Below are 20562 nucleotides of genomic sequence, written 5' to 3' on the forward strand. Positions count from 1 at the left end.
GGAGGGAGATGCCCGGTCGTGGCGGTGAGCTGGGTGTCGTGTCGGGGTTGCCGCGCTCTCCGGGTTCGGCGTCGGGGTCGGCCTGTGTGGGGGCCGGCCTGTGGGGTGGTCGGGGAGGGGCGGTCATGGGGGCGGGGCGGGGGTCTGTGAGCGGGCCCGCCTCTCGTCCGGGATTCGTCGGCGATCGCGGACGGCGGGCGGGTCGGCTCGTGTCGTGACTGGGGTGGTGTCCTGTCAGTGGCCCTGGTGGCCCTGGTGGCCGTGATGGGCCTCGTGTCCCTGATGGCCCTCGTGGTCGTCGTGACCTTGGTGGCCGCCGTGGCCGCCGTGGCCCTGGTGGTACTGGTGGATCACGGCGTGACCCTTGCCGCGGGAGATCAGCCACTTGTTCACCGGCGTCGTCAGCAGGAACGCCACCAGCAGCGACCCGGCCAGCGCCACCCAGAACAGCCAGTTGCCCAGCCCGGCGTCCATGGCGCCCGGCACGGTCACCATCACGGTGTTGTCCAGCACCTCCATCACCGCGATCGAGATGGTGTCGGCCGCCAGCGCCACCTTCAGCGCCGACTTGAAGTCCACCCCGGCACGCAGGACGCCGCGCATGGTCAGCGCGTAGCCGAACACGAAGGCCAGCGCCACCGAGAGGATCACGGTGGTGAGGTTGGACAGGCCGAGCGCGGTGCCGATCACCATGCCGAGCACTTCGCCGATCGCGCATCCGGTCAGGCAGTGCAGGGTCGCCTGGGCGGCCATGGCCCACGTGGCGGCGGGCGGAGCGGCGTGCTGGTGCTCCGACGAGGAGGAGGGAGGGTGATGTCCACTATGGTCCATGGTGATACTCCTTAGGTGGGGTGACCGATTTTAGGGGTATGGGGTATGCCGGTAAAGAGGGAGGTGAGCCTCCTGTCAGCGACATGGGGGCGAAGAGGGAGGTCGGGGACCGGATGGGCGCGGACGGTCAGCCTACTATTCTGAATAGTAGACTAGAGCGGTCCGACGCCATCAGGACGCCTCGGGAACAGCCCGGCCGCCGCCCCCGTTCGGGCGGGCATGAACAGGCGGGAGCACGGCGGCGCGGTGTGGCTGCGCCGGTCCGTGCCCTGCCGCTCCACGGAGATCCGGCCCGGCCCCGCGCGCTGACCGCGGGGAACCCCTCCGTACCCGTGGAGCAGGTCATGTCGCTGTTCGTCCAGGCTTTCGTCACGCTGCTGGTCATCTTCGACCCGCTGGCGGCCATCCCGATCTTCCTCACCCTCACCAGGAGCCAGGACCCGGCGGGCCGCCGCCGTACGGCCAGGGTCTCCGTGCTGGTGGCGGCCGGCGTCGTCGCCGTGTTCGCGGTGCTCGGCAACGGGCTGCTCGACGCGCTCGGCATCTCCCTGCAGGCGCTGCAGGTGGCCGGCGGCGTGCTGCTCGCGCTCATCGCGCTCGACCTGCTCAAGGCCGACTGCGCCCGCAACCGGGCCAACGCCGGGAGCGGGGCGGTGGCCTTCGTCCCGCTCGGCACGCCGCTGCCGGCCGGGCCGGGGGCCATCGCGGCGACGATGCTCTACATGGAGAAGGCGGCCACCGCCGCGGCCGTGACGGCGGTCGTCCTGGCGCTGGCCGCGGCGCTGCTCCTGACGTGGCTCACGCTGCGCTTCTCCTTCGCGATCGGCCGGCTGCTCAAGGACAACGGGCTCAATCTGGTCACCCGGGTGATGGGACTGCTGGCCGCGGCCATGGCGGTGCAACTGGTCGCGGCGGCCGTGCAGCACTGGACGCGCTGGGGCGTCGCCTGACCCCGTCCGGCCACCTGGCTACTAAGGGAAGTAGTACATCAGAGCGACAGCAGCGAGTGGCAGTGGTGGGCCAGGAACGAGCCGACCCCCGGCGCCAGCGCCACCGCCGCAGGCCCGCCGAGCAGCGCGCTGACCGCCAGCAGCCCGGTCAGCCGTTCGCGGCGGCCGAGCGGCTGCTCGGGGCCGAGCAGCCGGCGTACGCGGCTGAGCGCCGTCTCCCCGCCCGCCCCGAGCGTGAACGCGGGCGCGCGCCCCGTGGCCAGGCTGACCAGCGCCGCGGCGATCTGGGCGCGCGGGTGGCGGCGGGCCGCGACGTCGTCGGCGAGCAGCTCGACCAGCCGCGCGATCTCAGTCCTGGCCCGCTCGAACAGCGGCACCCTGGGAAACGCCCGGACCAGGGCCTCGGCCCCGGCCAGCACCAGATGATGACGGCCGCGCAGGTGCGCCTGCTCGTGCGCCAGCACGGCGGCGATCTGCTCCGGCGTCAGGGCCCGCAGCGCGCTCGTGGTGATGACCGTCTGAGCGCGCCGGCCCGGCACGCAGTACGCCAGCCGCTCGTCGTAGTCGATCACCACCACGCCCAGCTCGGCGTCGCGCCGCCCGAGCAGCCGCAACATGGCGGCGTGCCGGCGACGTTCCACGGCGGCCCGCACCAGCACCGTCACGCCGCACCAGAGCACCCTGGACAGCACCGCGCCGGCCGCCAGCATGGCCGCCAACCCCACCCGGGACACGCTGGAGCCGTCGCCGAGCATGTCGGCGCACGCCTCGAACAACCCCGCCAGCCCGTGGCCCACGATCTCGGCCGGCACGGCGAAGGCCAGCGCGGCGAGCACGGCCGAGGCCACCACGGACGCCGCTCCCGCCTGCCACAGCGCGATCGCCAGCCGCGGCGCCCGGTCGGACCACTTGGCGGCCCGCTGCCCCAGCACGGGCAGCCAGACGGCCGCCGCCACCGTGTAACAGGCCAGGACGACGGCGGCGATCATGCGGGACGGCCCCGGTGCGGGTAGACCTGAAGGGCCGCCTCCAGCGCCGCGGCCTCCTCGGGGGTGAGCCGTTCGAGGAAGTGCACGAGGGTGGCGGCCTGGTTGCCGCTGCCCGCGAGCGCGCGGCGCATCAGGTCGGCGGTGTACGCCTCCTTGGAGGCGACCGGTTCGTAGACGTAGGCGCGGCCGACGGCCTCGCGCCGGAGCATGCCCTTGGTGTGCAGCTTGTCCATCACGGTCATCACCGTGGTGTAGGCGATGGTCCGCCGCTGCTTGAGGTCTTCGAAGACGTCGCGGACCGAGGCGGGACGCCGCCTGGCCCACATCCAGTCCATGATCGTGGATTCGAGCTCGCCAAGGCCACGCATCATGCCGGTCATGCTACCCGCGGTCGTAGTCAGATCGCCTCGCCCGCGGCGATGGACCGCTTGAGCCTGATCAGGTCCTTCGGCGCGTTGACGGCGACCGCGCCGACCAGCACGCCGTCGCGGGCGAAGGCCACGGCGAAGCGGTCCTCCTCCGGGTCGCCGGCGACGACGCGCGCCTCGTCGGCCAGGTGGGGCAGGCCGGCCGTCTGGATGCGGGCGCCGTGCACGTGGGTGGCGAAGTTCGGCACGTCCGCGAACGGCTGCGCCTCGTCGGGCCCGGCCAGCAGGTTGCGGGCGGCCACCGCGCCCTGCTCGTTGGCGTTGGACCAGTGCTCGACCCGGATCAGGGCGTCGCCGTACAGGCGGTGCGGCCAGCGGGCCACGTCGCCCGCCGCGACGACGTTCACCGAGCCGGTGGCGTACAGCGTCGGCTCGCACAGCACGCCGTCGTCCACGGCCAGGCCGCTGCCGTCCAGCCATTCGGTGTTGGGCGTCACGCCCATGCCGCCCACGACCAGGTCGGCGGAGAGCACGCGGCCGTCGTCGAGCCGCACCTGGCCGCCGGTCACCTCGGTGACGCGCGCACCGGTGACGAGCTCGACGCCGTTGCGCTCATGGTGCCCGGCCAGCCAGCGCGCCGCCTGCGCGCCGAGGCCCGCGTGCATGGGGTGCGGGCCGGAGTCGACCAGGGTGACCTTGCGGCCGAGCTGCCTGGCCGTGGTCGCCACCTCGCCGCCGATGAACCCGCCGCCGATGACCAGCACGTGCTCGTGGCCGGAGTCCAGCTCGGCGCGCAGGGCCAGGGCGTCCTCAAGGGTGCGCAGGGTGCGCACGCCGTCGAGCCGCCTGGGACGGGCGCCGCTCGCGACGACCAGGCCGTCGTAGCCGAGCTCGGCGCCGTCGTCGAGGACGACCGTGCGGCTCCTGGCGTCCAGGCGTACCGCCTGCCTGCCGCGCAGCCAGTCGTCGCCGAGCTCTTCGGCGCCGGGGAGCGTGACGTCCTCGTCGCCGCGCAGGACGCTCTTGGACAGCGGCGGCCGGTTGTACGGCACGTGCGCCTCGGCGCCGACCAGCGTGAGCTCGCCGTCGAAGCCCTCCCGGCGCAGGGTCTGGACGGCCCGCAGCCCCGCCAGCGAGGCGCCGACCACAACGATCTTGTCAAGGGTTCTCATGCGAGGCAACGATACCGGGAGGGGGTATGGGTGCGGCAATGTGACGCGCGTCTCACATACCCCTCCGGCGTATGGCTTGCCTTTACGCAAGATCGGGCGTACGTTCTCTTCCGACATACCCGGCCGGGGTATCACGAGAGGAGCGAGGCGATGAGCACGAAGACCTACACGGTGTCCGGAATGACCTGCGGCGGCTGCGCGGGCACCGTCAAGACCGAGATCGGCAAGGTCGCCGGGGTCTCCTCGGTCGACGTCGAGCTGGCCACGGGGCAGGTGACCGTCACCTCGACCGACGCCCTCGACGACACGAAGATCAGGGACGTCGTCGAAGAGGCGGGCTACGAGCTGGTGGCCGGCTGAGCCGTCAAGACCACCGAAGCGGCGTCGGGCCGACCCCGGCGCCGCTTCGGCATGCCCGGCGCTGACCCCGCCGCCGGTTCGGCTTGGTCGGCGGGAGCGGCGCCGGGCCGGTTCAGGGCTTCCGGGGCAGGGCCGGTTCAGGGCCGGTTCAGGGCCGGTTCAGGGCCGGTTCAGGGCTCCCTGGTCAGCGCCTGGTGCAGGCCACGGCAGGCGCGGGTGAGCGCGGTCGAGCCGCGTCTGCCCGCGTGGGCGGCCACCTCCGGGATCTCGCCGCGCGCCCCGGCCCACATGGCGACGTCCGTGGCCAGCACGACGGCGTCGGTGTGCGCACGCCGGGCCCGCTCGCCCCCGCGCGGGAGGAAGACGGCCAGGAAGTGGCGCAGGATCGTCCACACCTCGGCGTGCGCGCCCTGCCGGGCGGCCAGTTCCAGTGACGGCAGGGCGAGGTCGGGCCGCACGCCGCCGCGGCGGCTCAGCATGCCCAGCGCACGGCCCGTCCCGGCGGCGGGCAGCGCGCCCTTGGCCGCCAGTTCGAGCAGCGGGGGCACCGCGTCGTCGCCCTCCGTGGTGAGCACGAAGGCCAGGACCAGGGCCGTGGCCGGACCGGACTCCCCGCCGGCCAGCGCCAGGCCGCGCAGGTCGTCGACGCCGGGCGGGACCGAGTAGTCGAGCAGGCAGAGCGCCAGATGGGCCGCCGCGAGCTCCCGGTGGTGCGGCGTCATGCCCGTCCAGAAGTCACGTGACCCGCGCCAGAAGCCTCTCCGGGAAGGCGCGGCCAGCAGGGCGTCGACGGCGGCGAGGCCGGTGGGCTCGGCGGGCGGCCAGCTCACGGCGGCGATCCCGCGCCGGCCGGGGACCTGCTCGTGGGGCGCCGAGCCGAGGCCGGGGGTCCAGGTCACCTCGACCCGCGGCGGCGGGGGCGCGCCGCGTCCGAGCCGGCGGGCCACCGCGGCGGCGGCCTCCGAGCCGATGCCCCGCGCCCGCTCGGCCAGGTCGGGGGCCGGATCGGGGGGCAGCCGCAGCAGGGCCTGCGCCAGGTCGAACGGCAGCGGTTCGCGGCCGGAGCGCGCGCACCCGGCCAGGCGGGTGAGCAGGGTCTCGGGGTCGAGGTCGCCGTCGGCGCGGGTGGGCGTGGCCAGCAGGACCGGGGGCAGGGCGCCGGCCTTCGCGGCGCGCAGCAGCTCGTCGAGGCGGGACAGCAGGAAGGCGTGGGGGCCGGCGCATTCCTCCGGGCGGGGGAGGCGGTTCCACTCGGCGGGCGCCGGTCGGGCGTCGGGGTCGTAGAGATCGGTCTCGACGTCGTCCGTCCGCAGCAGCTCCTCCTGCACGTCGTCGGGCAGGTCGTGCAGCGGGAGCATCGTGCGCAGGCCGGGGAGCAGCCGGAAGGCCGTGGCCGCGAGGTTCACCATGCCGTCGTACAGGGCCTGCCCGACGTCGCCGGGCGTGCTCCGGTACGGCGGCCACCCCCGCGGCGGACGCGAGCCGGGCGGCCCCGGATCCTCGCCCGGGTTGACCAGCTCCCTGGCCAGCGCGGTGCACCAGTCGCGCGGCGACTCCCACACCGGCATGTCGTAGAGCACCGGCCGCAGCTCCTCGCCGAACCGCCGGGCCAGCGTCTCGCGCAGGGAGCCGGGGTCCGCGTGGGCCTCCCGCACGACCGCCGCCAGCCACGCCTCGACGGCGATCCAGCCTGCCTCCGCCGGCGGGCCGGCCTCCGGGCCGCGGACCGGGAACGGGCCGGGCACGGTGGCCTCGGGCAGCCGGCCAGGGGTGAAGTCGCCGGTCCGGCCCGCGCCGAAGCGCTCGTGGAGCCGCCGGGCCGAGGCCGGGGGCAGCAGCTCGGCCCCCTCCAGGAGCGCTGTGGGGTCGGTGACGTGACCGGCGTGCTTGAGGGTGAGGGCCACCGCGCGGTCGCGCACCTCGTGGGAGGCGTGCCCGTACGCGTTGGTCAGCGCCCTGACGTGGTTGTTCACCCGTTCCGGGTGAGGGCCGAGGGCACGGTCGAGCCAGGTCAGGCCCTTCACCGCGAGCCCGGCCTCCGGGCGGAAGGTCATCGACTCGACGGCCTCGGCGACGTCCGCCGGGTCGAGCCGGGCCGCGCGCGCCTGCCGCCAGGCCAGCTCGGCCACCGGGCCCGGCGCGGTGGCCAGCAGCCGCAGGTAGTCGCGCAGCCGTCCGGCCGACTCCGCCGGCGTGGGCGCCACCAGCGTGTGCAGCCGGACGAAGAAGCGCAGGTCACGCGCGTCGCCGCCGAGCAGGAAACGGCGCACGCAGCCCGCGATGACCTGCTCGCGCGGCAGCGCGCGGCCGGTCAGGGCCAGCCAGTGGGACGGCTCGGGGGTGAGCTGCTCGTCGGCCAGCGCCCGGCCCGCGCCGGCCGCCTCGAAGATCCGCGGAAGCAGGTGGGGCGTCAGCGGGTCGTCGGCCACGGTCGCCGCCGACAACCAGGCCGCCACCAGCGGCTCGTGGTCGGGCGGGGGAACCGGGCCGTCGCGCAGCAGCGCCAGCGCCAGCGGCACGACCCGGTCGTCGGGACGGCGGACGCGGCGCGCGAGCCGGACCGCCAGATCGGCCCGCCAGGCCGCCGGGCGGCCGGAGACCGCCCTGACCAGCCGGTGCGGGCTCGGCGCGCCGGACGTTCCCGGGTCGAGGTCGCGCTTCATCAGCCAGGTGGCCGCGCCGGCCGGGCCGGGAACGGTCGCCGCGCCCACCATCATCAGCGCCTCGGAGTGACTGGTGGGCTGGTCGAAGGCGTTCCAGCGGGCGGCCGGCAGTCGCGGGCGCAGCTCGGCGAGCAGGCCCGGCAGCTCGGCGGCGACGGCGGCCCGCTCGGCGCCGGTGAGGTCCGGCAACCGGGAGGCCAGCCGCTCGGTGTCGCGGGCGAGCACGAGGCGCCTGATCTCGGCGCGGACGTCGTCGGCGGTCATGACGTGGCCCCGGTGAGCTGGGCGTGCAGGCGGCGGCAGGCGTGGGCGAAGCGGGTCGTCCGGCGGCCGCCCGCGAACTCGGCGACGACCGGGATCTCCCCGCGCGCGCCGGTCCAGAGGGCCACGTCGGTGGCGAGGGCGACGAGCCGGGTGTGGCTCACGGTGACGCGCCGCCCCTCGCCGGGCGACATCACGGGCAGCAGGGCCCGCATGACGCGCCACACCTCGTGGTGGCCGCCGGCCTCGGCCAGCCGGGTCAGGGCCGCGATGGCGGGGGTGGTCTCCTGCCAGGTGCGGCGCAGCACCAGCGCGAGCTGACGGCCCATCTCCTCGGCGGGCAGTTCGCCCCTGGCGGCCATGCGCAGGACCAGCGGGATCAGGTCGGGCACGCCGCCGGCCAGGAGGAAGGCGAGGATCAGCGCCGTGGACTCGCCCATCGGCCCCTGGGCGAGCTCCAGGCCGATGATCTCCGCCGGAGCGCGCCAGACGCCCCAGTGGCCCTGCAGCAGGTAGGGCAGGAAGTTGACGGCCACGACCTCGCGGTGGGAGGGCAGAACGGCGGGCCACGCCCCCAGAATGTGGCCGGACTCGCTGCCCGCCCGGTCGGACGGCTCCCGCAGCACCACCTCGTCGATCAGCCGATGGCCGGTCGGGGCCGTCACCCGCAGCACGGGCCGCAGCCTGACCTCGGTGAAGTGCTCCGGGTCGCCGTCGCCGAACTCGACCATGGACGCGTCGACCATGTGCCGCCACCCGTGGCCGCACTCGGGGTCGGCCATGCCGTCACCGGCGAGCCAGCGGGCGGCCGACCGCGCCGCCTCCGACTCGACCTTGGCGGCCCGCTCGGCCGCCGCCGGATGGCGGCCCCGCGGCAGCCGCAGCAGCGCCTGCGCCAGGTCGGCGGGGAGCGGTTCCACCCCGGCGGCGGCGCACGTCTCCAGCCGGCCGACCAGCACGTCGGGGTCGAGGTGGCCGCTCGTCCAGGTCGGGGTGGCCAGCAGCACCGGCGGGAGGGCGTTCTCGCGGAGGGCCGCGGCGAGCTCCGCGTAGCGGTGCAGCAGGAAGTCGTGGAGCGGGGCGACCCGGCCGGCGCGGGGCAGGCGGTTGCGCCGCCGCCACTCGTCCTGCTCGGACAGCGCCTCGGGCAGGTACGAACGTCGCCGCGGCGGGACGAACACGACGGTCACCCGCGCGAGCGGCTCGTCCGGGCCCGGCGGGGGCACCGGTTCCCCCAGCCGCATCGCCGCGATCCGGGCGGGGTCCACGCCGAGCGCCGTCATCTCGTCGTAGGCGCGGTCGAGGACGTGGTACGGCATGGCCTCCACGGAGTCGTCGTACAGGACGCCGGGCCTCTTCCGCACCGGGCGATCATCGGGTTCGTTCAGCCGGATCCGGCCGCCGGCGAAGGGGATCTCCTGGTCGACCTCGCGGACCACCGCCTTGGCGGGACCTTCGTCGCTGGTCCAGGTGATGGAGAAGGCGCGCAGCGGGGCGTCGTCGTCGAGGAAGCGGCCGGGCCGGCGGCCGCCGCCCACCATGATCCGCCCGGTCGGCGGCTCCTGGCCGGGCTCCTGCCCGCGGGGGACGACGCGCACTCCCACGGAGTGGGCGGCGCGCTCCCAGAACCTCTCCGGCTGGATCGGCGGGAGCTCCGGCACGCTGCCGGGCGTGACGAGCTCCGCGGCCAGCGCCGCCCGCCATTCGCCGGGATCGAGGCACACGTCCTTGAGCCGCCGGTGGCCGTGTGCCTGCGCGACGTGGGCCTGCGCGATGTGGGCCTGCGCGACGTGGACCTGCTCGGCGTGTGCCTGCTCGATGTGGGGCGCGAGCCTGCGGCGCAGCTCCGCCCGGTCGTCGGCGACGCCGGTGACGAAGGCCGCCAGCCAGCGCTCCTCGTCGATCCAGGGCTCGTGCCCGCCGGGGAAGATCGACGGCTCGGGGAAGGGCAGCGCCTGCGCGGGCTCGGGCAGCGGCGGGAACTCCTTGGGCTCCAGCAGCTCCTCGACCGGGGTCTCCCCGCCGAACCGCCCGGCCAGCTTCGCGCCCAGGTCGGCGGGCAGGTCGCGGACGGCGTCGAGGATCGCCCCGGCGTGGTCGGTGAGCAGGCCGGCGTGTTTGAGGGTCAGCTCGACCGCGCGGTTGCGCACCTCGAAGGACGTGTGCGCGTACGCCGTGGTCAGCGCGGCGACGAAGTCGGCGGCGGTCTCCGGCCTGGCCCGGATCGCCCGGTCGAGCCAGCGCAGCCCGGTGGCGGCGAGCTTGGCCTCGGCCCGGAAGGTGAGCGCGTCGACCGCCTCGACCAGGTCGGCGTGGTCGAGCGGCATCGCGGCGCGCACCCGCGCGGCGGCCGACTCGGCGACCGTGCCCGGCGCGGACGGCAACAACCGCAGGTAGTCGCGCAGGCGGGCAGCCGACTCCGCGGGCGTGGGGTCGAGCAGCGTGTGCAGCCGGACGAAGAACCGCAGGTCCTGCTGCTCGCCGCCGCGCAGGAACCGGCTCACGCAACCGTCGAGGGCCTGCTCCCTGGGGATCTTGCGGGCGACGGCGGCCAGCCAGCGGGAGGGCCGGGGCTGCAGCGACTCCTCCCGCAGGACGCGGCCGGCGCCGTCGGCGTCGAAGACCCGGGGCAGCAGCACGGGGGCCAGCGGGTCGTCGGGCACGGTGGGCTGGAACAGCCAGGCGGCCACCAGCGGGTCGTGGTCGGGCGGCACCGCGCCGGACTGGCGCAGCAGCTCCAGGGCCAGCGGCGCGATGCGGTCGGCGGGACGGCGCACCCGCCGGGCCAGCCGGACCGCGACGTCCCGGCGCCATTCCGGCGGACGGGCGGCCGCCACCCGGCACACCTGGTCGACCCTGATGGCAGGCCCCCAGCGGCGGTTGACGTCGCGGCCGGTCATCCACGTCACCGCGGCGGCCGGGCCGGTGATGAGCCCGACGCCGGCCACCAGCAGCGCCCTGGCGATGCCGGTGAACAGCTTCTCGACCTCCCAGGAGACCATCTCCCCGAAGTCGTCGGGGTGCTCGGCGCGCACCTGCTCGGTGCGGACCCGGCGCAGCTCCTTGACCAGGCCGGGCAGCTGCCCGGCCAGCTCGGCGCGCTCCTGCTCGGTGAGTGTGACCAGCCGGTCGGCCAGGCGGCCGGACTCGTTGCGGACGACGAGGTCGCGGATCTCCGTCCAGGTGGTCATCGGGAGACCTCCACGGCGGCGCGGGCGACGATCCGTGCGGCCAGCACGTGCTTGCACGGACCGCGGGAGCCGCGGTGGTCCCACCACCACTCGCAGGTGCAGGAGCCGTCGGCCAGCGAGACCTGACGCGTGCCGCCCGAGGTGCGGACGGTGGCCGACTCGCCGTCGAGCCGCACGGCGCCCGCCTCGACGAGCCTGCGCGCCTTGGCCAGCCGCGGGTTGAGCACGGTCACGTTGTCCTTGTCGTAGGGCAGCTCGCGGTGGAAGTGGGCGGCCTCGGCCAGGTCGTAGCCGACCCGGCCGGCGACGCCGAGCTGCGTCAGCGCGGCCCGCACCCGGTCGGCGGGGATGCCGGCGCGGTCGGCCAGCAGGCCGATCTCGACCTCGGGCTCGAAGTTGAGCAGCATGCCGACCACGTCGGCGTCGTTCTCGGCCTCGTCGGTGGCCAGGTCGTCGAGCACCGCGCCCTCGCCGGAGAAGCCGCGCCAGCGCTCGGGCGACAGGGTGAGCGTGTAGCGCATGCCCGGCAGCTCCAGCTCCCAGGCGCTGGAGGCGGCGTCGGACGGGCCGTACACCCGCAGGGCCTTGGCGAAGCGGAGCAACGGCAGCAGGGTGGCGAGCCGGTTGGGGCCGGCGAGCTGGACGGATCCGGCGACCGGGCGGTCGGAGACCTTCAGGTCGCGCCCCACCTGGGCCACCCACACCGTGCCCTTCCTGGGCAGCCCGCGCAGGAAGCGCACCGCCGCCATGCCGGCCAGCTCGCCGCGCTGGTCCATGCCCGAGGCGATGACCTGCACCTCGGCGAACCCGCGCAGCCAGCGCTCGGGCAGCGGCACCTTCTTCTCCACCACCGCGCCGTCCGTGGTGGTCACGACCAGCTCGTCGAGGCCCACTCCCAGGTGCAGCGGGTCGCGCGCGCCGATGCGCGCCAGCGCCTCCCGCAGCGGGGCGTTCACGTCGACGTTGGTGGTGCCCCGGTCGAAGACCTCGCCGTCGAGCGCGCCCTGCAGCAGGTCGAGCCGGGCGTACACGCCGCCGCAGGCGGAGAACGACTCGAAGCGCAGGCGGTCGCCGTTGCACGTCACCACCGGGTCGCGCACCCAGCCGGGTCGCTCCTGCGGCTGGTGGTAGCGGGCCAGCGCCACGTCGGCGACGCCGAGCAGGGCCGCCGCGGCGGGGGCGGCCTGGGTCACCACGCCGCTGAAGAAGCGGGGGGCCACGGCGGGGCCGGACAGGGCACGGCCGCCGGAGGTCGCGAGCCCGAGGCGACCGTCGATGAGCGAGGAGGGCGCGGCGTACGTGTACGCCTGCGTCGCTGAAGTCATGGCCGGGACGATAGATCGCGCCACCGACAAGATCTCCGCTACGCGTTCCGCCGGTTTTGAGGCCAGATCATCTTTGATTCCGGATGCTCTACTCATTTCGGACAAGCCGGTTTATGCTCTGGGCAACCTGAAGTGGATCACCCCCCCTGGGAGGCGCCCATGAAGAAGATGACCATCCGCCGCAAGAGCACGCAGCGCCTGATGGCCGGGGCCCGCCGGCTCTGGATCGAGTGGTGCTGGTAGGTGCCGAGACGGCGGGCGCTCTCGGGTGCCCGCCCCTGCGGTTCCCGGTGCGGCCGTGAACCGCTACGACTGCCATCGCGGCCACGGGCCCTATGCCGGGGTCGCCGGATTCCTCGCCACGATCGCCGCCGAGCGTCCCCGCCTGGCCGCCCGTCATCGGGTCGAGCTGTACGCGATCGCCCCCTGGCTCGACCGTACGGCGCGACCGGCCGCCGAGGAGGAGCCGATCAGGTTCCACCCCGCCCGCCGCACCGCCTGCCTGGCGTACGGCGCCGCCGAGTTCGCCGCCGCCTGGGCCGGCACCCTCCGCCGCCCGGTCACCGTCACCTTCGACCACGTCGCGAACGCCGACGAGACCACCGCCGAGCTGCTGGACGTCCTGGTCCCGCGGACCGCCGCCACCCCGCTGCGCCTGGACCTGCGTGCCGACGGTCCCGCCGAGCCGCCGCCGCTGCCCACGGCCCCGGACGCCGTCCGCGCCGCCCTCGGCGACGGCCTGGCCCGCGGCTTCTACCACCACGCGGCCCGCGTCGCCGCCCACGGACGCGCCCTCGTCACCCCGGACGGCGACCTGCGGCAATGGTGGGCCTGCAGCACCGGCCTGGCCACCGCGCTGGCGGCGCTGGAGCGCGCCGAGGAGGCGCTCGATCTCTACGACGAGGCCCGCGCCGCCACCGGCGACCCGAAGATCAACATGTCCGCCGCGTACGCCACCGCCATGTTGTACGCCCGCCACCTCCCGGCCGCCCGCCAGGACCCCGCGCAGGCCCGGCACTGGCTGGAACAGGCGCTCGACCTGGCGCAGAGCCTGGACGACCCGCGTCACCGGGTGATCTCCACCGTCTTCTACGAGCAGGGCCTGGCGTTGCTGGACGCCAAGTCGGGCGCGCCCGACCGGGCGCTGCGGCTGGTCGACGACGGGCTGGCCAGGCTGACCGCGGTGCTCGCGCCGGGCGAGCACCCGCAGCACCTGGCCCGCCTGCGGCACAACCGCGCCCAGGTGCACCTGGCGCTCGGCGACCCGGAGCGGGCCCTGGCCGACCTGGACAGCGTGATCGCCCACGACCCGGACAACAGCGAGTACTACGTGGACCGGGCCGCCCTGCACCGGGCGGCCGGTCGCGTCCAAGCCGCGATCAAGGACTACGGCACCGCCATCAGCCTGGGGCCGCACCTGCCCGAGGCCTACTACAACCGCGCCGTGCTGCACCTGGAACGCGGCCGCGACGACCGGGCCCGCGAGGACCTGGAGCACGCGCTCGCCATCGACCCCGGCCACCTGGACGCCCGGATCGCCCTGGTCAACGCCCACCTGGAGCGCGGCGCGCTCGACGCCGCCGAACGGGACGCGCTGGCCGGCCTCGAACTGGCCCCCAAGGACCCCGCGCTGCTGTGCACGCTCGGCCTGATCCGCTCCGAGCGCGGCGAACCGGCCGAGGACCTGTTCACCCAGGCTCTGGAGGGCGACGAGACGCTGGTCGAGGCGTGGACCAATCGCGCCGCCGTCCGCTTCGAACGCGGTGAGGTGACCGCCGCCGTGGCCGACCTGGACCGGGCGGTGGCCCTGTCGCCCGCGCCCGAGCCGCGCTACAACCGGGGCACCGCGCTGGCCCGGCTCGGCCGCTGGGAGGAGGCGGCCCGCGACTTCACCGACGCGCTCGCCCAGCCGGGCCTGGACCGGGCGCTCCGCCGCGACCTGCGCGCCGAGCTGGACCGCTGCCGGCGCGCCCGCTCCGGCTGACCTCCGGCGGGGTCAGCCCGCCGATCGATCCGCGGCCGGGGTTCCCCCGGCCGGTCCCGCCTGTCGATCCGCGGCCGGGTTCATCCCCGGCCGGTCCCGTCGCAGGTGGTGTCCTCGGCGGGCAGGACGCCGTCCACCAGGTACCGGTCGACGGTGGCGTTCACGCAGGCGTCGCCCGCGGCGAGGTAGGCGCCGTGGCGGTAGGCGCCGCGCAGGGTGATCATGCGTGAGCCGGTCAGCGCCCGGTGCATGGACCGCTGGCCGGGGAAGGGGGTGACGGGGTCGCCCTCGGCCCCGACGACCAGCAGCGGGACGTCGTTGCCGAGCGCGGTGGGCGCCTCCACCGGCGCGACCGGCCAGAAGGAGCAGGGCCCGAGGTTGCGGGTCATCGGCCCGAACAGCGGCTCGTCCGCGCGGTGGGCCTGGATGTCGCGGTAGTAGGACTCCAGGTCGCGGGAGGCGGCCCGGTCGGCGCAGAGGATCGGGGTGCCCGCCCGGTCCTCGGCCGACCCCGACCCGGTGAACAGGCCGTCGAGCGTCTCCTTCAACGACGCCGGGACGGTGACCGCGTCGCCGCGGGCGGCGCGGTCCAGCGTCCGCACCTCCGCGGCGAAGCTCGCGTACGCCTTGGCGCTGTCGTCGTAGAGGCGGATGAACAGCAGGTAGGGGACGTGGTGGGCGTCGATCCGGTACCCGCCGACGCGCAGCGGACGACGCGACGCGGCCCGGTTCACCCGCTCCACGGTGGCCAGGACGTCGGCCTCGGTGGCGCCCAGGCCGTACTCGGCGTCGCGGGCGGCGGCCCAGGAGGCCCAGTGCCTCAGCGCGGCGTCGATCGCCGGGCCGGTCGCGGACAGCAGGTCGGGGCCGTAGACGTCCGGGTCCACCGCGCTGTCCAGCACGAACCGGTCGGCGCGGCCGCCGAACAGCTGCGCGTAGACGGCGCCCAGGTAGGTGCCGTAGGAGTAGCCGAGGTAGGACAGTCTGGGCTCGCCGAGCGCGGCGCGGATGACGTCCATGTCGCGGGCGGTGTTGCGGGTGGAGGCGTGCGGCAGCAGGTCACGGTTGCCCTGGACGCATCCGGCGGCCAGCTCCTGCATGAGCGTGGCGCTCTCGCCGAACGTGCGGCGGGTCGGGCCGGCCGACCGGGTGGGGGTGTCGGTCGTCCACCGGCAGCGGATCGGCGTGCTGCGGCCGACGAAGCGCGGATCCATCCCGATCAGGTCGTAACGGGCCGCGACGGCGGGCATGAGCCTGCCGAGCAGCGGCTGTCGCAGCCCGCTCCCGCCCGGACCGCCGGGATTGATCAGCAGGACGCCCCGGCGCGCGCCGGGATCGGCCGCCTTGATCCGTGAGATCGTCACCGACACGGTCCGCCCCCGGGGCCTGCGGTAGTCCAGCGGAACGGTCACCTCGGCGCACTGGGCGCCCGCCGCGTCCAGAGCCGCGCCGGCGTCGTCGGCCGGACCGGTTGAGCAGCGGTGCCAGGCGAGCGCCTGGCGGTGGAACCCCGCCAGGGCGTCGGTCCCGCTGTCCCGCCTGACGTCCGCCGACGCCTGGCCGGTGACCGCCATCCCCGCCATCAGGGTCGCGCTCGCGGCGACGGCTGTGACGATCCTTCGTGCACGCACAGAAAGCCCCCTTTTCTGATGATGTCGGCACCGACGCTAGGGGGCCGCGCGATCGACCTTGATCAGCCGAACGGCCGACCAAGATCGGCCGTACGGCCATTCCGACGTCCTGCTCCGGACAGCCTGACCCGCACGCGGACATGAGCGGCCGGGGCTGGTTCAGTGGCCGTCGCAGCAGGCGGTGCGGGCTTCGGCGAGGTGGGCGGGGTCGTTCCACCAGTGGCCCGCCGTGCTCGGATGGACGGGGACGCGGGCCTTGACCCGCCCGGAGGGCGCGGCCGCCACGGACGCCGCCTGGTCGGTGGCGGTGGTGGTAGCGGACGGGTAGGGCGCGAGAAGCTGCTCGACGGTGTGGTGCCTGCCGCCGACGACGACGGCGGTGACGTTGGCCGCGTCCTCGATGCGGGACAGCGGGTCGCCGTCGACGATGGCCAGGTCGGCGTACATGCCCGTGGCGATCCGGCCCAGCGGGAGGCCCAGGTAGGCCCCGGACGTGCTGGTCGCGGTGGTGAGCGTCTCGCGCGGGGTCAGGCCGTACCGGACCATGGCCCGCAAGTTCATGTGCAGGCTGAGCCCGAGGTGGTCGATCGGCGCGTCGGTGCCGGCGGTGATCACGCCGCCGCCGCGGATCATCGCCGCGAGCTGCGCGACCTGGTTGGCGAGGTTCGTCCGGACCACCTGGACCGCCGCCGGGTCGGCGGTCTGCGCCGCGGTGACCGTCGCCCGGAGCGCGGCCATCCGCCAGTTCGGGTAGAGCCGGCGCACCCGTTCGTCGGTGACCAGCGAGGTGTCCTCCCGGTACAGGGTCGAGGAGGCGAACAGGGTCGGGGTCCTGGCCATCTTCGAGGCGTTGAACATGGAGATGACGTCGGAGTAGGCCGAGCCGACGTTCGTGACGGTGCGCGAGTAGCCGAACCGGTTGGTGGCGCCGACGTGCTCGGTCTGGTCGCCGCCCATGGCGATCGCCGGGTAGTGGTAGTGCGAGCTGACCGGCTTGCCCTGGCGGTGGGCCCAGTCGATGACCTCCCGGTGCCAGACGACCGGCAGCCGCACGTAGCACTTCAGCAGGTCGTAGTCGAGGGCGGCGGCCCGCCGCAGTTCGAGCCGCAGCTGCTCGTGCGAGTACGTCGGGCGCATGAAGTTGTAATAGATGCGCGCCCCGTCGATGGCCTCGCCGGTGCCCAGGTAGCGCGGCGCGAGCCGGGCGCCCGACTGCACCGACTCCCGTTCCTCGACCATGTGGTACGCGGGCGAGCCCGGCGAACGGGTGGTGGTGACGCCCAGCGCCAGCCACAGCGGGCCCTGCCGCGACCCGTAGGCGTAGCCCTGCATCTCGCGGTGGTGGTGGATGTCGATCAGGCCGGGCATGACGAACCTGTCGCGGGCGTCGATCAGGTCGCCGGGCCGTCCGTCCCGGTGCGGCTCGATCGCGGCGATGCGCTGGCCCCGCACGACGATGTCGACGTCACGGACGACGCGGCCGGAGACGCCGTCCCACATGCGGCCCGCGTGAATGACGACCTGGTCGGGGCCGGGGTCGTTGCGCCAGGTCAGCCGCACCGGGACCGGCCGCGCGGGCCTCCCGTCGAGGCTCGCCCGCTTGAGACGTCCCTCGTTCAGGTAGAGGAGGGTGGCCGAGTCGCCGGCCCAGACGGGGGCGTCGGAGACCTCCCGGGTGACCTGACGGGCCGCGCCGGTGGGCCGGCCGGTCCGGTCGACGGGCAGCACCCACAGGAGCGACTCCATGGCGAAGGCGAGCATCGTGCCGTCGGGCGACCAGACGGGGCCGTCGTCGCCGCGGGTCTGCAGGGACCGGTGGGGCGCGGGGTCGACGTACGTGCCGGCGCCGGTGGCCCGGTCCACGAGCAGGATCTTGGACAGCCCCTCCCGGTAGCGCCGCGAGTACGGCACCACCGCGGCCATCGCCAGCGTCCTGCCGTCGGGGGACCACGTCGGGCGGCCCGGCTCGAAGGTCGCGTCGTAGATCTTCTGGCGGTCGCCGGTGGAGACCTCCACGACCCACAGGGCGCCGTCCTGGTCCAGGTAGGCGATCTCGCTGCCGTCCGGCGACCAGCGGACCGACAGAGCGGCGGAGTCGGTCAGCCGGGTCACCTGCCGGTCGGCGCCGGTGTCCAGCTCGCGGACCCAGACGTTGAGCGTGCCGGTGCGGTCGGTGACGAATGCCAGCCGCCGCCCGTCGGGGGAGAAATCCGGGTCGGCTTTCCACCAGCGGTCCCGGAAAAGCGGTTCCGGGGTGCCGCCGGCGCGCATGAGATAGATGTCGTTGAGCGCGCGGAAGGCGACGAGTGAGCCGTCCGGCGAAACGGCCGGGCTGCCGATTCCGACGACCGGGAACGATCCCGGCCGGTCGAATACCCGGACCTTTTTCCGGTACTTCGGAGTGGTCGTCGTCAGCGCGGCGGTGAAGCCGACCGTGCCGGCGGTGGGGGAGCCGAGGCGGCGGACCTTGATGGTGCCGGCGGAGGTGTAGTAATAGCGTCCGTCCGGGGCGAACCGGGCGCGGAACGGGAACACCTCCTCGCCGGTGACGAGCGCGCCCGCGGTGCCGGCCAGGTCGTTGGCGCCCGAGTGGAAGTGGTGGTAGGCGAGGTCGGCGCCGTTCGGCAGCCAGGACGGCTGATGGACGACCTGCCCGGCGGGCACCGTGACCGCGGTGGCGCGCGTGCCGGTGGCGACCTCGACGACGTCGATCCTGGTGTCGGCGACGACGAAGGCGATCTTGCTTCCGTCGGGCGACCAGGCCGGCTCGTACTCCTCGGCGGAGCCGTCGGTCAGGACGCGGCTCGCGCCGGTGGCGACGTCGAGCAGGTGGATGCCGTAGCTGCCGCCCGCGTCGGAGGAGTAGGCGATGGTGCGGCCGTCGGGGCTGTGGCGGGGCTCGCGGTGGTCGTACGGGCCGGTGGTCAGCTTCCTGATCGCGGATCCGTCGGGCCGGATCGTCCACAGGTCGAAGACGCCGTCGCGGTACGACTGGAACACGATCGTCTCGCCGTCGGGGGACCAGTCGGGCTGGGCGATGTCGTACAGGTCGCTGGTGAGCCTGCGGGCGGCGCCGCCGGAGGCCGAGCAGACCCACAGCACGCCGAGCAGGTCGAGGGCGAGCAGGCGGCCGTCGGGCGAGGGCGCGACGGCGAAGTCGGTGCCGGAGGTGACGGCCGTCCGGCCGGCGTCCCGCGCCACGCGGGCCCGCGCCGGTGCGGCCGGGGCCAGCGCGGCGGCGAGCGCGGCGCCGCCACCGGCCAGGACGGCCCGCCGGGACGGCCCTGACATCGATCCGGACGGGGCGGCGGAGACGTCGGAGGGAACCGGTGCGTGAGACATCGCGAATTTCCATTCCACTGTTCAGATGGTCGGCGAAAGGCTGAACACGACGACGCGCGATTCATGGTCCCAGACGAATTGCCTAATCGCCTCGGAGTTCATCTGATCGGCCAATGTTTCGTGGCTGGAAAATGCCTTCAGGAAAGTAGATATGTCGGTCAAAAGAATAAGTCAAGAGGGACGGGCGGGACGGGATCGCCGGCAGAAGTGGGGCCAGCCCCACCCACCCGTACGGCCAACCCCATGTTCCGGCCCGGCGGGTGCTTCCTAGGCTCGCTGCCACAACGACACGGAGGAGACAGATCATGGCGAACACCGGCGATACCCCGACCGCGACGACGGCCCTCGGCGACGCCCGTGCCCAGGAGGCCCTCGCCACGGTGAGGAAGTGCGTCACGCTCTTCGGGGCCGTCGGTGTCATCGTGCTCGGCGTGGTCGCGGTGATGGCGTTCACCGGCGGCGAGGCGTCCGGTTTCATGTGGGTCCGGGGGGTCGTGCTGGTCGCGATGGCTGCGCTGATCCACCGGATGACCGTCCGCGCCGCGGAGGGGTCGTACAAGGCGTTCGACCGGGTGCGCACCCTGTCCACCGTCATGCCGATCGCGATCATCGGCGTGGACCTGATCCCCGGACTCTGCCCGGCCTGGTACGCCGTGCTCCAGGGCCTGTCGGCGCTGCCCCTGGCCGGCGTCGCCGTCATCGCCCGCGGCGCCGCGCTGCGCGCCGCCTTCGCCGGCGGGAAGTGAGGCCCGGGCCCCGCGGGTCAGGCGGGCGGCTGGAGCATGGGCACCAGGAAGCGCCTGGCCACCTCGGCGAGTTGCCCGTCGTCGTCGAGGTCGATGACGGCGCTGGGGATCGCCAGGAAGGAGGTGGAGATGCGCACCATCATCTCCGCGACGAGATCGGCGTCGAGGCCGTCGGACACGTTGCCCGCGCGCTGCTCCCGGCGGAGCTGGCCGGCGACGAACTGCCGCACCGTGGCGAGGGTCTGGCCGCCGTCGGTCATCAGGGACGGCACGAGCAGATCGGGCTCGGTGGCGATGAGACCGCCGATCAGCGGGTTGCCGCGGATGGCCCGCAACGAGCTGACGAAGCCGAGGACCACCCGGTCGGCCGGCGTGTGCGCCTGCTCGATGTCGATGAGGAACCGGTCGAAGTAGCGGCGGAACTCCCGGCGCACCACGTGCTCGACCAGCGTGTCCTTGGTGTCGAAGCGCCGGTAGACGGTGATCCGTGACACCTTGGCCAGGCGCGCGACGTCCTCCATGGTGGAGCGCCTGATGCCCATCCGGCAGAACTGCTCGTAGGCCGCGTCGAGGATGCGCGTCCGCAGCTCGTCGGGGTCGCCGACGCGTTCGACGGCGTCGACGAAGGCGCGCTCCAGCAACGACTCCGAGCCCGACGGCGCCATGAAGCCGGACAGCACGGATTCCACGATCACCTCCTGGATCGATTCTGCCTCAGGGGCGGGTCTTGTGATGTCCATCACAACGTG

Annotated in this window: 14 protein-coding genes; 4 read left to right on the forward strand and 10 right to left on the reverse strand. The window is 74.5% G+C overall.

Annotation, left to right across the window (positions count from 1 at the left end):
* Nucleotides 1-234 precede the first annotated feature (234 nt).
* Nucleotides 235-831 (reverse strand): DUF4396 domain-containing protein, encoded by a 597-nt coding sequence (locus ACFYUV_RS39980; protein ID WP_387678561.1) that lies wholly within the window; start codon nt 829-831, stop codon nt 235-237.
* Between the two features lie 344 nt (nt 832-1175).
* Here ACFYUV_RS39980 and ACFYUV_RS39985 point away from each other — a divergent pair, with 344 nt between their 5' ends.
* Nucleotides 1176-1781, forward strand: coding sequence for a MarC family protein (locus ACFYUV_RS39985; protein ID WP_387678563.1), 606 nt, complete (start codon nt 1176-1178; stop codon nt 1779-1781).
* Between the two features lie 38 nt (nt 1782-1819).
* Here the strand turns inward: ACFYUV_RS39985 and ACFYUV_RS39990 are convergent, their stop codons facing one another.
* From ACFYUV_RS39990 to ACFYUV_RS40000, 3 genes are read right to left on the reverse strand one after another with little or no spacing between them, the layout of a single operon-like run.
* The gene (locus ACFYUV_RS39990) at nt 1820-2770 is read right to left on the reverse strand and encodes a M56 family metallopeptidase (protein WP_387678566.1); all 951 of its coding nucleotides are present in this window, start codon (nt 2768-2770) and stop codon (nt 1820-1822) included.
* Nucleotides 2767-3141, reverse strand: a complete 375-nt coding sequence (locus ACFYUV_RS39995; RefSeq protein WP_357972372.1) for a BlaI/MecI/CopY family transcriptional regulator — start codon at nt 3139-3141, stop codon at nt 2767-2769. The genes ACFYUV_RS39990 and ACFYUV_RS39995 overlap by 4 nt, the downstream gene beginning before the upstream one ends.
* A 26-nt stretch (nt 3142-3167) precedes the next feature.
* Nucleotides 3168-4310, reverse strand: coding sequence for an NAD(P)/FAD-dependent oxidoreductase (locus tag ACFYUV_RS40000; RefSeq protein ID WP_387678569.1), 1143 nt, complete (start codon nt 4308-4310; stop codon nt 3168-3170).
* 150 nt (nt 4311-4460) lie between these two features.
* Here ACFYUV_RS40000 and ACFYUV_RS40005 point away from each other — a divergent pair, with 150 nt between their 5' ends.
* On the forward strand, nt 4461-4670 hold the full coding sequence (locus ACFYUV_RS40005) for a heavy-metal-associated domain-containing protein (RefSeq protein ID WP_358301112.1): 210 nt from the start codon (nt 4461-4463) through the stop codon (nt 4668-4670).
* 170 nt (nt 4671-4840) lie between these two features.
* Here ACFYUV_RS40005 and ACFYUV_RS40010 read toward each other — a convergent pair whose 3' ends face one another.
* The 3 genes from ACFYUV_RS40010 to ACFYUV_RS40020 are packed head-to-tail and all read right to left on the reverse strand — an operon-like array spanning nt 4841 to nt 12110.
* On the reverse strand, nt 4841-7597 hold the full coding sequence (locus tag ACFYUV_RS40010; RefSeq protein WP_387678572.1) for a hypothetical protein: 2757 nt from the start codon (nt 7595-7597) through the stop codon (nt 4841-4843).
* The gene (locus tag ACFYUV_RS40015; protein WP_387678575.1) at nt 7594-10785 is read right to left on the reverse strand and encodes a hypothetical protein; all 3192 of its coding nucleotides are present in this window, start codon (nt 10783-10785) and stop codon (nt 7594-7596) included. Before ACFYUV_RS40015 ends, ACFYUV_RS40010 begins: the two co-directional genes overlap by 4 nt.
* Complete coding sequence (locus ACFYUV_RS40020; protein WP_387678578.1) at nt 10782-12110, reverse strand: SWIM zinc finger family protein; 1329 nt, start codon at nt 12108-12110, stop codon at nt 10782-10784. Before ACFYUV_RS40020 ends, ACFYUV_RS40015 begins: the two co-directional genes overlap by 4 nt.
* A gap of 298 nt (nt 12111-12408) precedes the next feature.
* On the opposite strand from ACFYUV_RS40020, the gene ACFYUV_RS40025 reads away from it, so the two are divergent.
* Complete coding sequence (locus ACFYUV_RS40025) at nt 12409-14094, forward strand: tetratricopeptide repeat protein (RefSeq protein ID WP_387678580.1); 1686 nt, start codon at nt 12409-12411, stop codon at nt 14092-14094.
* Nucleotides 14095-14174: 80 nt separating this feature from the next.
* Here the strand turns inward: ACFYUV_RS40025 and ACFYUV_RS40030 are convergent, their stop codons facing one another.
* Complete coding sequence (locus ACFYUV_RS40030) at nt 14175-15725, reverse strand: alpha/beta hydrolase (protein WP_387678583.1); 1551 nt, start codon at nt 15723-15725, stop codon at nt 14175-14177.
* 159 nt (nt 15726-15884) lie between these two features.
* Nucleotides 15885-19067: an amidohydrolase family protein gene (locus ACFYUV_RS40035; RefSeq protein WP_387678585.1), complete on the reverse strand. Its 3183-nt coding sequence runs from the start codon at nt 19065-19067 to the stop codon at nt 15885-15887.
* A gap of 305 nt (nt 19068-19372) precedes the next feature.
* Between ACFYUV_RS40035 and ACFYUV_RS40040 the strand changes: the two genes are divergently transcribed.
* Nucleotides 19373-19813 carry a hypothetical protein gene (locus ACFYUV_RS40040; RefSeq protein WP_387678588.1) on the forward strand — a complete coding sequence of 147 codons (441 nt, stop codon included), beginning with the start codon at nt 19373-19375 and terminating at the stop codon, nt 19811-19813.
* A 17-nt stretch (nt 19814-19830) separates the two neighbouring features.
* On the opposite strand, the gene ACFYUV_RS40045 is transcribed toward ACFYUV_RS40040, so the two are convergent.
* Nucleotides 19831-20502: a TetR/AcrR family transcriptional regulator gene (locus tag ACFYUV_RS40045; protein WP_387678590.1), complete on the reverse strand. Its 672-nt coding sequence runs from the start codon at nt 20500-20502 to the stop codon at nt 19831-19833.
* Nucleotides 20503-20562: the final 60 nt, after the last annotated feature.

Source organism: Nonomuraea sp. NPDC003560 (assembly GCF_042878785.1).
GTDB lineage: Bacteria > Actinomycetota > Actinomycetes > Streptosporangiales > Streptosporangiaceae > Nonomuraea.